The sequence below is a fragment of the Streptomyces sp. NBC_01381 genome, assembly GCF_026340305.1.
Lineage (GTDB): Bacteria > Actinomycetota > Actinomycetes > Streptomycetales > Streptomycetaceae > Streptomyces.
On sequence record NZ_JAPEPI010000001.1, the window covers coordinates 1,552,589 to 1,564,142 of the forward strand.

General features: G+C 66.4%; 13 protein-coding genes. 5 read left to right on the plus strand and 8 right to left on the minus strand.

The window, feature by feature from the left end; all coding sequences use genetic code 11:
- Positions 1–431: 431 nt before the first annotated feature.
- The gene (locus OG453_RS07545) at positions 432–965 is read left to right on the plus strand and encodes a VUT family protein (protein WP_266865754.1); all 534 of its coding nucleotides are present in this window, start codon (positions 432–434) and stop codon (positions 963–965) included.
- 63 nt (positions 966–1,028) lie between these two features.
- Positions 1,029–1,589: a hypothetical protein gene (locus OG453_RS07550; protein WP_266865756.1), complete on the plus strand. Its 561-nt coding sequence runs from the start codon at positions 1,029–1,031 to the stop codon at positions 1,587–1,589.
- Between the two features lie 11 nt (positions 1,590–1,600).
- On the opposite strand, the gene OG453_RS07555 is transcribed toward OG453_RS07550, so the two are convergent.
- The 3 genes from OG453_RS07555 to OG453_RS07565 form a co-directional block, all read right to left on the minus strand.
- Positions 1,601–3,367 (minus strand): hypothetical protein, encoded by a 1,767-nt coding sequence (locus OG453_RS07555; protein ID WP_266865758.1) that lies wholly within the window; start codon positions 3,365–3,367, stop codon positions 1,601–1,603.
- A 225-nt stretch (positions 3,368–3,592) separates the two neighbouring features.
- Entirely contained in the window at positions 3,593–5,131 is a 1,539-nt protein-coding gene (locus tag OG453_RS07560; RefSeq protein WP_266865760.1) for a terminase family protein, read from the minus strand.
- Entirely contained in the window at positions 5,118–5,660 is a 543-nt protein-coding gene (locus tag OG453_RS07565) for a hypothetical protein (protein WP_266865762.1), read from the minus strand. The genes OG453_RS07560 and OG453_RS07565 overlap by 14 nt, the downstream gene beginning before the upstream one ends.
- A 307-nt stretch (positions 5,661–5,967) precedes the next feature.
- Between OG453_RS07565 and OG453_RS07570 the strand changes: the two genes are divergently transcribed.
- Entirely contained in the window at positions 5,968–6,321 is a 354-nt protein-coding gene (locus tag OG453_RS07570; RefSeq protein ID WP_266865764.1) for a GNAT family N-acetyltransferase, read from the plus strand.
- A gap of 178 nt (positions 6,322–6,499) precedes the next feature.
- On the opposite strand, the gene OG453_RS07575 is transcribed toward OG453_RS07570, so the two are convergent.
- The 3 genes from OG453_RS07575 to OG453_RS07585 form a co-directional block, all read right to left on the minus strand.
- Entirely contained in the window at positions 6,500–8,023 is a 1,524-nt protein-coding gene (locus OG453_RS07575; RefSeq protein ID WP_266865766.1) for a methionine--tRNA ligase, read from the minus strand.
- A 219-nt stretch (positions 8,024–8,242) separates the two neighbouring features.
- The gene (locus OG453_RS07580; RefSeq protein ID WP_266865768.1) at positions 8,243–8,539 is read right to left on the minus strand and encodes a hypothetical protein; all 297 of its coding nucleotides are present in this window, start codon (positions 8,537–8,539) and stop codon (positions 8,243–8,245) included.
- Positions 8,540–8,557: 18 nt separating this feature from the next.
- The gene (locus tag OG453_RS07585) at positions 8,558–8,890 is read right to left on the minus strand and encodes a hypothetical protein (RefSeq protein ID WP_266865770.1); all 333 of its coding nucleotides are present in this window, start codon (positions 8,888–8,890) and stop codon (positions 8,558–8,560) included.
- Between the two features lie 162 nt (positions 8,891–9,052).
- Between OG453_RS07585 and OG453_RS07590 the strand changes: the two genes are divergently transcribed.
- A complete protein-coding gene (locus OG453_RS07590; RefSeq protein WP_266865772.1) occupies positions 9,053–9,472 on the plus strand; it encodes an MmcQ/YjbR family DNA-binding protein in 420 nt (139 codons plus the stop codon).
- 144 nt (positions 9,473–9,616) lie between these two features.
- Here OG453_RS07590 and OG453_RS07595 read toward each other — a convergent pair whose 3' ends face one another.
- Entirely contained in the window at positions 9,617–10,144 is a 528-nt protein-coding gene (locus OG453_RS07595; RefSeq protein WP_266865774.1) for a hypothetical protein, read from the minus strand.
- Between the two features lie 362 nt (positions 10,145–10,506).
- Here OG453_RS07595 and OG453_RS07600 point away from each other — a divergent pair, with 362 nt between their 5' ends.
- Positions 10,507–10,977, plus strand: a complete 471-nt coding sequence (locus OG453_RS07600; RefSeq protein ID WP_266865776.1) for a hypothetical protein — start codon at positions 10,507–10,509, stop codon at positions 10,975–10,977.
- A gap of 54 nt (positions 10,978–11,031) precedes the next feature.
- Here OG453_RS07600 and OG453_RS07605 read toward each other — a convergent pair whose 3' ends face one another.
- Positions 11,032–11,553 (minus strand): hypothetical protein, encoded by a 522-nt coding sequence (locus tag OG453_RS07605; RefSeq protein WP_266865778.1) that lies wholly within the window; start codon positions 11,551–11,553, stop codon positions 11,032–11,034.
- Between the last annotated feature and the right edge of the window lies 1 nt (position 11,554).

Here is an 11,554-nt window from a genome sequence, read left to right on the forward strand (position 1 = left end):
AGCCTAGACGGACCCACTGACAACAACGTCAAAGATGGCGGACATGGATTCGCATAAGCATTCGAGGGTGGCTGGGAGGTGCCGATCTAGCCGCCCACTTGATGAGTGATGTAACGGCATAAGTTCGCTCAAAGCGGACCGATGGAAGGTGCGGGAAAATCGCGACTGCACGTGACGATGGCTGAAACCCTCCACGTGCTCTTGGATCGCCTTCAGGCCGACATGTCCGTCTACCTCTTCTGTACGGTCTCGATCTAGAAGATCCCGACTCTCCAGCCCGAGCAGGAGTCGGAGGTGGGTGCTGACCTGCAGTTTGTCTAATTTCTTGGTGGCTGTCAGTGGCGTGAGCTGTACTGTCTGGGCGCCGCCCGCCTTCGTTCCGCTCAACGCAGGCTGGGCGATTCCTGCCGCACCAAGACAGAAAGAAGATCGTGAAGGTCCCCGCTCCAGCTGGCATAGCCACGCTCGTCGCCTACATCGCCACCATCCCGGCCGCCAACCTGGCCGTCACGCACATCGGAGCCCTGCCCGTCGGCTTCGGCTATGACGCCCCAGCCGGCGTTTACATGGTCGGCCTGGCCCTCGTGCTCCGTGACCTCGCCCGTGAGGCCGCAGGCCGCAAGGCAATCCTCGCGGCGATAGCCATCGGCACCGTCCTCTCCTACTTCCTCGCCGACCCAGCCCTGGCCTTCGCCTCGGCCGCCGCGTTCGCTGTCGCCGAGATGATGGACTTCGCCGTTTACGAGCCGCTCCGCACACGAGGGCTCCTCGTCGCGATGCTCGTCTCGAACGCGGTCGGTCTCCTCGCCGACAGCCTGATCTTCCTCAGGATGGCCTTCGGCTCCTTCGACTACCTGCCGGGCCAGATCCTCGGGAAGGCATGGATGACGCTGGGCGCCGTCGCGGTCCTCGCCCTGCTACGCCGACGGAAGCTCACCACTGCGGAAGCTCTGCCTCGCGCATAGGGCGGCAAGATCGGCAACTGTGGGCGGTTCGTTACCCTTTGACTAAAAGATCATGGGGGGACCGTGGGCAAGTTGCAGAACAAGAAGCTGATCGTCAGCGTCGGCGCGGTGTGCGCCGCCGCCCTGGCCTCGGGTGGCTGGTGGATCGTGTCCCAGAAGGACTCCACCAGCACCTGGGACCGCTCTCTCACCTACGCCGAGCAGACGACGATCCCCGTCGACGGCGGCCGCATCGAGATCGCCTACCAGTCCGTCGACAAGGCATCGTCGAACATCCCTAACTACGGCGACCGCACCTACACGCCCCATATTTCGGTGACGGCGTACAACGACTCCGACGACGCCAAGGACTACACCGTGACGTTCAAGGTGCTTCGTGGCGGCGAGGACGTGAAACCGCACTCCACGTCCGTGACCGTGAAAGGAGTGCCGCCGGACAGCAAGACCCCAGCTCAGTACGAGATCACGCAGAAGAAGCGAGACTCCGACGTCTACGACGACGAGCCAGGCAAGTCCGGTGCCGACCAGGAGGCGTACATCGGCAGTCCCACCGGCGAGGACTTCACCGTGGAGATCCAGTCGGTGAAGGCGGAGAAGCACTATGCCTTGTCCGGGAAGCACTGACCGTCGTCAGGTCAAGCGGCCTGCTGACGATCGCCGGCCTTTGACTCGGTCGGCGTGGTCTGTAGCGCCACCTTGGGCAGGGCCACACGAGCCTGAATGCGACGGACCTCTTCCCGCGCGTCCTCGATCGGATATCCAGCGTCCTGGAGCATCCGAACCCCCGTCTCCAGCGAGAGCACGTTGGCCGCCACGCCCTTCACGACCTCGTCCAGGATCGCCGTCCTGTCGGTCGGCGTGTGCGGTCCGAAGACCAGCCGTGCAGCCATGGTCTCGCCCACGGGCCAGCCCTCAGCGCGTCCAGCCTGATGGAGGCGCTGGACCAGTTTCAGGAGCAGCACGTACTTGTGGGCGCGCGCCAAGCGCATCGAGTCGACAAGGGAGTCCAAAGGACCCAAGGAGAGTTGCAGGGCGTATCCGCTGGGGACATCGGACGGATCCACGGTGCCCAGGCTCACAGCGGGAAGTCGGGCGTTGATCGCCGCACGGTCCCGAACTTCTTCGGTGCGGGCTCGCAGTTCGGCGAGCTGTCCCGACGTGTCCAGTACGTCCATGCGGCCGCCGTCACTGAGCTGGAACACAGTGCCGGGCTGGATGGCCAGCGGCCTGGGGCGCCCGGTGACACGGTCGACTTCTGCCCGAGCGCCGGCCAGGCCGATGATCGGTGCCCCGGTTGTTGCGGAGGCCTTCGCGGAGTCTGTGTCTGTCTCCGCGAGTTCGTCCAGGACCTGCATGACCTTGGCCAGCGAGGACTGGCCGAAGTGCTCGCCGTCGGCGATGCTGTTGCTGATGTGGACCACCGGCAGGAAGTCGATCTGCAGGTCCAGGTTGTGCAGGACCTCTCCGTCGGCTCGTGTACGGAACGTGGCTTTGTCCAGCGGCAGTTCATCCAGGGACTGACCGTGACGCAGGTCCTCCAGCAGCCATTCGGCATCGGTCAGGTAGCAGGTGATGGTCGATGGCCCGTCTGGTGCCCACGGGTAGGTGCGCTCGAGACTGCCGGTCTCCGGCACGTAGGTGTCGCCGGAGGCGAGTAGAGGGTGTCCAGCACCGTCCTCGACAGGCTCCCGCCAGGCGTGCCCGTCTCGAGTAGTGCTGCGGGTGGGCGGGACGATCGACCCCAGTTCGTAGGTGATCCTGCGCAGCTTGGCCTTGATGCCCCGCTTCGGGTCCTCGGGTATCTCCCAGGCCAGGTGCACTCTGCTCGGGAAGTCGCCGGGGTCTGCGTCGTCCTCAAGGACGGGGAAGTAGAAGCCGGGATCGTAGGTCTTCAGACGTACCCGGTTCTTCGAGGGGTCCCAGGCGAGCAGGTAGATGCCGTCACCGAGCAGTACGGCCTTGCGTTCCGCGGCCTGCATCCGCAGCGGCAGCAATTCCGCTTCGGCCCAGTCGCGTAGACGTTGCTGGACCTCTGCCGCTGCGATGGCTTCAGGCGAAGGTTCATCATCGCTGGCGTGCTCGGCGCCGGGCACGATGATCTGCTGGTTCTTGCCGAGCATGTGAGCCAGCGCGGTGTCGACGAACACCGAAGGTTCGCCGAACTCGCGTCGCTCAGCCGCTGATTCGTTGCCCGCGAGGGCGGTGAGCTCACCGGCTTGGTTCGAGTCGTACGCCGCCAGGAGCTTGTACGCGGCCAGGCGGCGTACCGCGTCATCGGGGAGCCAGGTGGCTTGGAGTTCGGGGGCGAGAGCACGATGGGGACGCCCGTCGTGCGTGCCGGCCATGACAGGTTTGTAGTTCAGCCACGACCAGGCGTCGGTGAGGAGGCTGCGCAGGCCCACGGGACAGGTCCGTAACGTCGGCCCCGCGCCACCTTCAGCGTAGGTGAGCCAGACGTGGCTCAGACCGTCGTGCGGTCCAAGACGACGATCAGGGTTGGGGACGCGGCTTGCGGAGGTCGCGCCGTGATGCCCATGGGGAGACCGGAGTTGCTCCTTCGTCCCCATGGGCATCACGAACGTCGCGGTGCCCGGCGGTGGTGCCGGCATTGCTTCCAGGCTCACTGCTCATCGACGTCCGGACAGACGTTCATCCTGGTAGGCAGACGTGGCCATCCCGCTCTCGGCTGGGTCGGCGAGCTGTGTCAGGGCGTGGACTGCGGCGTCCATCCGGTCTGGGGAGTCCATGCCGGCTACCCAGGTCACCATCTGCTGTTCCAGCTTCGGCCACTCGCCGACATGGTGAACACGGCCCTGCTCGTAGAGCTGCGCGATTGGTTCAGCACGCAGTCGCTTGCCGTGCTTGGCGGTGACGGACAGGACCGCGGGCATGAGCATGTTTTCGGTGCGCTTCTCGCGTTCGAGTTCCCGCCAGGCCTGGTTAAGGATCTGGCGGCTCATGTCTCCGCCGTAGTTGGACTCGATGACGATGGCGTCGGCGCGCAGTTCGATGGCGAGCAGGCAGGTCTCGCGGCCCCATGCGTCGGCGCCGCGGTTGCCGGAGCGGTCGTCGAGTACGTAGAGGTGTCCGTCGCGGTCGCGGGCCGCAGCAACGATGCCGGTCTCGTCGCCGACGGCGGACTCGCCGCCGGCAGGGTCGACGGCGACGACGATCCGGGTCAGGTCGATGCCGCGGAACTGGGCTGCGCTGACACGGTTGTTGGTGATCCAAGGCCACTGCCAGACTCCGCCGTCCTGCGGTCGAGGCTGCTGCATGTACAGCGACCACCAGACGCGTTCGCCTACGGAGCGGCGGATCTCGGTGAGCGCGTCGCTGTCGTACCGCGCCGGCCACAGGGGCGCACCGAGGGAACGGCCGAGGGCGTCGTCTTCCGCGAGGGCGATGGCGGGCAGGTCGATGACGGTCCACCGGTCGCCCTCGTCGGCGAGGACTCGGCCGGCGAGGTCGTCTTCGTCCCAGCGGGTCTGGATCAAGATGACCGAGCCGCCGGGCTCGATGCGGGTGAGCAGGACGGCCTGCCACCACTCCCACAGTCGCTTGCGCATGGTGGGCGAGGAGGCTTCGGCGGCATCCTTGATGGGGTCGTCGACGACGGCCAGGTGGGCGCCTTTGCCGGTGAGGCCGCCGCCGACACCGGCCATGACGGCGCCGCCTTCGGTACCTGTGAGGTCGAAGCGGTTGGCGGCGGAGGAGCCGGCGCGCAGGCTGATGCCCAGTTGTGGGCCGTAGTTGAGGATCGCGTCGCGGATCCACCGGCCGTGATCGTCGGCAAGGTCGGAGGAGTAGCTGGCGATCATCACGCGGTGCTCGGGGCGGCGACGCAGGTACCAGAGCGGTGCCCAGCGGGCGGCCCGTCGGCTCTTGCCGTGCCGCGGCGGCATCGTCAGCAGCAGACGTGTCGGGTGCCCTGCAGCGACCTGCTCGAAGGCGGCGTCGATCAGCCCCAGGTGCGGGGCCTGCATTTCTCGGCCGTCGGTGAGGACGGACGCCATCGCGCCAGGGGAGCGGTCCATTGCCAGCTCGCGCTCGATGCGCACGAGCCGGGCGCGAAGCTCAGGGGTGGAGGCTGCGGCTATCTCACGGCGGCGCTGAGCGGGAAGCGTCCGGTAGACCTCGAGGACCGCCGCCTCGTCAGCCCTGGCCACCCTCGCCGCCTGCGAGATTGATCAGGCGCTCCAGTTCGTCCAGGCCTGCGGTCTCGACCTGCACTGCACCACCGTCAGGGCCGGACAGCTCTGTGCGGGCCGGCCGATCGAGACCGAGGAGGCGGCTGCTGCGCTCAATGATCCGCACCGCCCGGTCAACAGCTTGGTAGTCGCCGTTACGGATCGCGGCACGGTAGACCCCGAAGAACAGCCGCTCCAGCCGCTCGGCCATGAGCTTGCGTAGATCGTCGGCGCTATCGTCCAGGGCGGTCGTGCGCTCGGCGAGGGCCTTGGAGACGTCCTTGCAGGCGAACTCGATGAGCCGCTTGTCGGTCGGAGGCTCCAGGCCCCGCTTGTACTTGTCGATGCCGTACCCCTGCGGGTACGCGATGCCGTCAGAGTTGATCGCCGGATCGGCAGCGAGCTTGCGGCCGATCGTCAGCCAGTCCACCCCGGCCAGCTTCAGGTCGATCGCATCAGCGCGGCGCTGGGTGATGGCAGCCCGGGTGGCGCGGTTGGGGCGGCCCATGAAACAACTCCCTGGGCCCCGCGCCCACTGTCCATGATCCCTGACTCAGCTGCGAACCGCGATCCATGCCGCCCGCTCGTGCCAGTCCGAGCGCACATCGGTCCGTACGCCGATGGCTCGTGTGAGGTGCGAGGGAGGCCTCGACGGGGCGATGGCGGGGTGGTGAGTAGGCGCTTCCCGGAGAGCACCTGTTCGATAGTGATCGGTGGCACTCGTCTAGGGACCTCCTAACGGAACGTTGCGACCACTGGGGCGCCTACGGTGGGGGCGTCCCTTCGTGTCCCCTCTCGAAATCAGGAGTCGCCGGATGCCCGCCGCGATGTCGATCGAAGGGGAACTGACACGCCTTGTCCCCGTTGGGGAGGAGGATCTTGACCTGCTGGCCGGCTGGTTCGCCAGTTCTGCCTTCGTTGAGCACTGGGGCGGCACGCCACTGGCCCGAGACGAGGTAGCTGCCAGGTACGTAGGGCGCCTTCGGCCAGAGGTTGAGTCGTTCCTTGTGCTGGCTGGCAGCGGACCCGTGGGGTACGCGCAGTACTCGTGCGCAGGCGGGAAGGACGGGGGCATTGACGTCCTCCTCATTCCTGAGGCGCGCGGCCAGGGCTTCGGCCCCGATGTGGCGGGCGCGCTGATGGCGTACTTGCTGCAGGGGCGAGGTTGATCGCGAGGCGCGGTCTGCGGCGCGTGAGTGACTCGCATGTGCATCGTCGGCGGAGGGTCTGACCGAAGCCGACGGGCGAGGCCGCTGGCCTCTTCAACGACCCCACGTCGAATCGGGAGATCCCCCGAGCGTCAACTGCACCGGTCCGCCCTCGCCGAACGCGCTGACGTCCAGGGTTCTATGCGCTGTCCTCCGCAATGCGAGGGAACAGCGGGTTCGCAGGAGGGAGGCTCCCATTGCTCTCTGCGCACTGCCCAGCGATCCGGGAAGCGGCACGCGGGAGGAATGGCAGCAATTGGTCGCCCAGTACGCGGCATGCCTGAACGAGGGCGGCGAGGACCGTGTCGAGCTGCTTCCCGGTCGCAGGATCCCCGCCCCGCTCGGCCTTGGCCAGCTCCCAGGGGCGGGTGTTGTCGATACAGCGGTTGGCTTCCTCCACGATCGTCCAGACCGCAGCGGCTGCCCGGCGGAAGTCGAATCCGTGCAAGGCCGCATCCACTTGACTCGGGACATCACGACAGGTCGCAGCTAGAGGTTCTGTGGCCGGAGCGTCGGCCAGGGGCAGTGGCACATGGCCGCCCCGGTAGCGGTGGACCATGGCCACGACCCGGTTGACGAGATTTCCAAGACCGCCTGCCAGATCCGCGTTGGCTCGGGCGATGAGCCGCTCTCGAGTGAAGTCGGCGTCACCGACTCTTGGGACTTCCCGCAGGAGCCACCAGCGCACCGCATCAGTCCCGAACTCTTCGACAAGGGCCGCAGGGTCGACGGTGACGCCACTGGACTTACTGATCTTGCGTCCGTCGACGGTGAGGTAGTCGTGGACCAGGATGTCGGTGGGCAGCGGCAGCCCCGCGGAGAGAAGCATGGCCGGCCAGTACACGGCGTGGAAACGCACCACCCCCTTGCCGACCAGGTGAACGCGCCGCTCGCTCCGCACCCACCACCGTTCATAAGTCTCGTCGCTGGTGCCGTAGCCGAGGCTGGTGACGTAGTTGCCGAGGGCGTCCCACCAGACGTAGACGACCTGGCTCTCGTCGCCCGGTACGGAGATACCCCAGCCGTGAGCCCGGGTGTGAGAACGGGAGATGGAGAAGTCGTGCAGCCCGCTGGCGATGAGGGCGAGGACTTCGTTGCGCCGGGCGGCGGGTTCGATCCGCAGGCTTCCGCTGGAGATCAGATCGTGCAGGGTGTCGGCGTAGCGGGACAGGCGAAAGAACCAGTTCTCCTCGGCGACCAGTCGGGGTTCGGTGCCGTGCTCGGTACATCGGCCGTCGACGAGTTCGGCCGGGGTGTAGAACTGTTCGCAGCCCACGCAGTAAAGGCCCTCGTAGTGCTTGCGGTACAGGTCACCGGACTTCGCGCACTGGCGCCAGAGCCGTTCCACGCCGATGCGATGGCGCGGGTCGCGGCTAGTGCGGATGAAGTCGTCGAAGGACAGCGCCAGCGGTTCGCGTAGTGCGGCGAAGGCCTCGGCGTTGCGGTCGACGAAGGTCTGGACGTTGACGCCTGCGGCCTCGGCGGCAAGAACGTTCTTGAGCGAGTTGTCGTCGGTTCCGCTGAGGAGGCGGACCTCGTCGCCTCGGTGGCGGCGGTGGCGGGCGAGAACGTCCGCTTGAACCAGTTCGAGGGCGAAGCCCAGGTGCGGGCGGGCGTTGACGTACGGGATCGTCGTGGTGATGTAGTGCCGTGGTGCGGTCATCGGAACCTCCGTAAGTTGCGAGGCGGAGCTCCGAGTCCGAAAACAGGTCGAGGCCCCGTCTCAGGGCCTCGGAAACGCGCGTCCGGTATCAGCAGCCCCGCTGGCGGGGCATCATCTCGATTCGGAATGAAGGCGCGATCATGCGGCGATGCTAGCAGCGGCTCCCGGCTCCATGGCGAGGAATATTGCCCGGGGCGCGACGCTGGATCTGTCGCCTGTTTACGAGCCGAGTAGTCGTACTCCTCGCACGGCGGCCGCTGCAGAGATGCGCAGGGCGAGCAGGTATTCGGTATCGGTGATGGAGCTGTCGCCGCTGCCGCCTACGGTGATCTCGATTGCGTCCTGGCTGACGGTGTAGCTCGCGTAGTAGGAGGTCTTGTCCTCGCAGGCCACGATGTCGCCGAGGAACGGCAGCACATCGTCCCGGCCCATGACGAAGACTCCGACCAGCAGACCGGCTCGGTGTTCCCAGCCGGCCGTGTGCTGTCTGACCCTGGCGGCCTGCGCGTCATCCATTCCTGCTTGCCCGCACCGTCAACGGCGGCTGGTGTCCACGGCGGTGGTGCTGGTTGCACGGCTCCCGGGATGGGCGAGGACGATGCCGGGGCCCCACCGGTACGTGCGCTCCCCAAGAGATGCGCTGTCCTGGGGCACGCGGACCTGAAGTTCGACGGACCCGTCTGGGTAGCAGTGGCGGGCACGGATTGACGCCCAGTGCCAGGCGCCGTCGCTCCAGACCCATGCGGCGGGCTCATGCCCAGTGGAGTACACGTCTGTGCGTACGCCGCGGATCGCACGCTCGGCGCGCGACGGGGCCTCGATGGGGTCGATGGCAGGGGCGGTACTCGGCGGCTCCCAATAGAACATGCGTGCGAGAGTAGTGGATGAGATGCCTCTAAGCGACCGGTGACGGGTAGTGACCTGTCGCAACGTAGGGAAGGTTGAGTGATTCTCAGCGAAGGTTGGTGACCGCTTCCCTGCCCAGCCGCTTCCGGCGCGGAATTTTCCGGCGGTCGCTAGTGTCGGCCCATGTCCAGTCCTGGAGACGTGCCGCCGGAGATCCTGAACCGGTCGCGGTCGATCTGCCGGCAGCTGCCCGAGTCGTACGAGGAACCAGCCTGGATCGGCGTGCGCTGGCGGATCCGTACGCGGACGTTCGTCCATGTCTACACGCCGGACGTGGATCGCTACCCGGTCTACGCCTCGTATGCGACCGCAGATCAGGAACTGGTCGTGATGACTTTTCGGGTACCCGTCGACGACCTGCTCGGCCTGACCGCCGGTGGGTTCCCGTTCCTCCGTGCCGACTGGGGCCATAACGTCGTCGCCGCCGTTCTCGGTGACCACACCGACTGGACCGAGCTTGCGGAACTGATCACCGACAGCTACCGCGAGATGGCCCCGAAGTTCCTCGCCGCGCGGGTCCCCCTCCTGCCACCGATCAGCTGACCGGCGGTGGGCCTCGTCTCCCGCCACAAGGACCGAATCCGCCAGAAGCAGCCGCTCAACCTTCGCCGAGAATCACTCAACCTTTGCGACAGGTCAGGTAGGTCCCGCGCCACTGAACCTTGATCATTGCCATCGAAGGACCACCTAGGGGCCAGGCGGGGTACGGCGGGAACGTGGCGTTGGGGCAAGGGGCCCCAGGTCCAGGTCCTCGCGCATCGTCGCCTGCAACTCGTTGAAGGCCGCGTAGTACCCGGCCAGGGAAACCTGAGCGGCCATAAGGTCGACGCCAGGGTTCGCCAGGAAGTAGGACCGCGGCTCGTAAAGGGCCTCGTCCGCCCTGAGGATCAGAGGCCAGACACGCTGTGGAATCCGTAGCTGCTTCCTGCGCAGCAGCATCCGCCACTCGTTCCATTCGTCTTTGACCTGCTCATCGAACCAGGCAGCCGCTGCCTCGTCGTCCAGTGGCCGATCTGCCGCTTTAAAGCACTCCGCGATTTTCGTGCCGAGGTCGCTCAACCTGAGAAGCAACTCCGTGTAGCAGGGCTCCAGGATCTCCATCCGCTGCTTCCGGTCGTCCCAGCGGCGCTTGTGCCGCTCCAGGAGCCAGCCAGAGCCCAGCGCCGAACTCAGCGCGGCGCTCCCGATCGCGACCCCCACCGTCGTCCAGTCCATCGCGCGACGCTATCCGCCGCGGGCAACTCGGAACAGGCCCGCGAACGACGACTACCAGAACCTGGACATTGGAGCTGTCGACGTTGAGTTGGACGTCGGTGCCGAAGATCGTGGACCGCCAGCGCGCTGCTGCTTCGGGGTCGGTGACGAAGGCCATGACAGTGCGGATATCCCGGATCATTGGCCGTCTCCCTCCTCTTGGGGGTGCCAGGAGACGCGCACTGCCTTGCCGAGCTGGCGGTTGCCTGCCAGCATCTTCCTGGCCCTCGGGGAAGCCTGATCGTTGCAGTGCGAGTTCCACGACCAGTAGGTTCGGTTCACCGGACTGGGAGTTGCTTGAATCGGGCATTCAGGGGGCTTTGGTGCTGGACACGCTAGCGGCCACGGCTGTTGGGGCGAGCTCTGCCGCGGTGGGTATCCTCGTCGGCGCCGTCGTCACGCGTCGGGCTCAGGGTCGACAACTCCGCGACCAGCGCCTTGCTGCCTACCAGGCCCTATTCAGTCACTACTCCAAGTTCATGCTCGAACTGAGGCAGGCCCACGCTGACCGCCGGGACTGCGACTACGACTGGGGCGAGTGGAGCAGCGCCTTGATGAGCGCAAGCCTGGTGACCCCAGCGGGCATCACGAAGGAACTCGACAACTTCACCAGCACCGTTGAGGAGTTCGTGCACCGCGCTACGCAGGAGTGCGCCCCCGCGCTTGACCCGCTGAGCGCAGAGGACTTTGAGGATGCCCAGTCGGCCTCGGCGCGCGCGCAACTGGCGCTGATGAACGCTGTCCGGCGATCTTTGAGCAGGGGCCTGAAAGGGCTGCCGTCCCCGACAGGGTGACGGACATGGCCAGGGTCTCCCGTTGGGGCGAAGCGCCAGCGGGAGACCCAAGTTTCACAGCGTCAACTGCTCCGGCCCGTCATCTGGCCGCTGGACAGCGGGTTGCAGGACATCCGGGACGTCCCGGTTGGCCCGGAGCCACCAGGCAAATTGCCAGTTGCGGCAGGTGCGGTAGAGGCGGGAGTTCCGTTTCGGGGTGCCAGAGGGAATGGACTGCTCGCCCCAGCCGAGGATGGGGCGAGCATTGGTGAGTTGTACGCCGAGGCCGCGCACGAGTGCGTCACCTTCCCAAGTTTCGCCCGGCGCGTACTCGAAGGCGAGGTGCGCATTGCGTGACCAGTCCCAGGGGATGGGGAGCGCGCACAAGTACCAGGCGGTCGGCGGGTTCGTGGCGGGCAACTGCAGTGTCTGGCGCGGCCTGTGGGTGTTGATGTGGTGCCGGTCGGGCTCCCCGAAAGCCTTCAGGCAGTGCTGTGTCAGGTCCAGGTCGCGGATGCCGGCCAGCCACATGATGCGGTAGTTATCGCGCGCCTCAATGCTTATGCGAACCATTTCCGAGTTCGCCTCTGATCTCATT

What these genes read in the sequence shown, in the direction of transcription:
- OG453_RS07565 (WP_266865762.1), bottom strand. Translation starts at nt 5,660, where the DNA reads ATGGGCCGCCCCAACCGCGCCACCCGGGCTGCCATCACCCAGCGCCGC.
- OG453_RS07570 (WP_266865764.1), top strand. Translation starts at nt 5,968, where the DNA reads ATGCCCGCCGCGATGTCGATCGAAGGGGAACTGACACGCCTTGTCCCC.
- OG453_RS07575 (WP_266865766.1), bottom strand. Translation starts at nt 8,023, where the DNA reads ATGACCGCACCACGGCACTACATCACCACGACGATCCCGTACGTCAAC.
- OG453_RS07580 (WP_266865768.1), bottom strand. Translation starts at nt 8,539, where the DNA reads ATGGATGACGCGCAGGCCGCCAGGGTCAGACAGCACACGGCCGGCTGG.
- OG453_RS07585 (WP_266865770.1), bottom strand. Translation starts at nt 8,890, where the DNA reads ATGTTCTATTGGGAGCCGCCGAGTACCGCCCCTGCCATCGACCCCATC.
- OG453_RS07590 (WP_266865772.1), top strand. Translation starts at nt 9,053, where the DNA reads ATGTCCAGTCCTGGAGACGTGCCGCCGGAGATCCTGAACCGGTCGCGG.
- OG453_RS07595 (WP_266865774.1), bottom strand. Translation starts at nt 10,144, where the DNA reads ATGGACTGGACGACGGTGGGGGTCGCGATCGGGAGCGCCGCGCTGAGT.
- OG453_RS07605 (WP_266865778.1), bottom strand. Translation starts at nt 11,553, where the DNA reads ATGAGATCAGAGGCGAACTCGGAAATGGTTCGCATAAGCATTGAGGCG.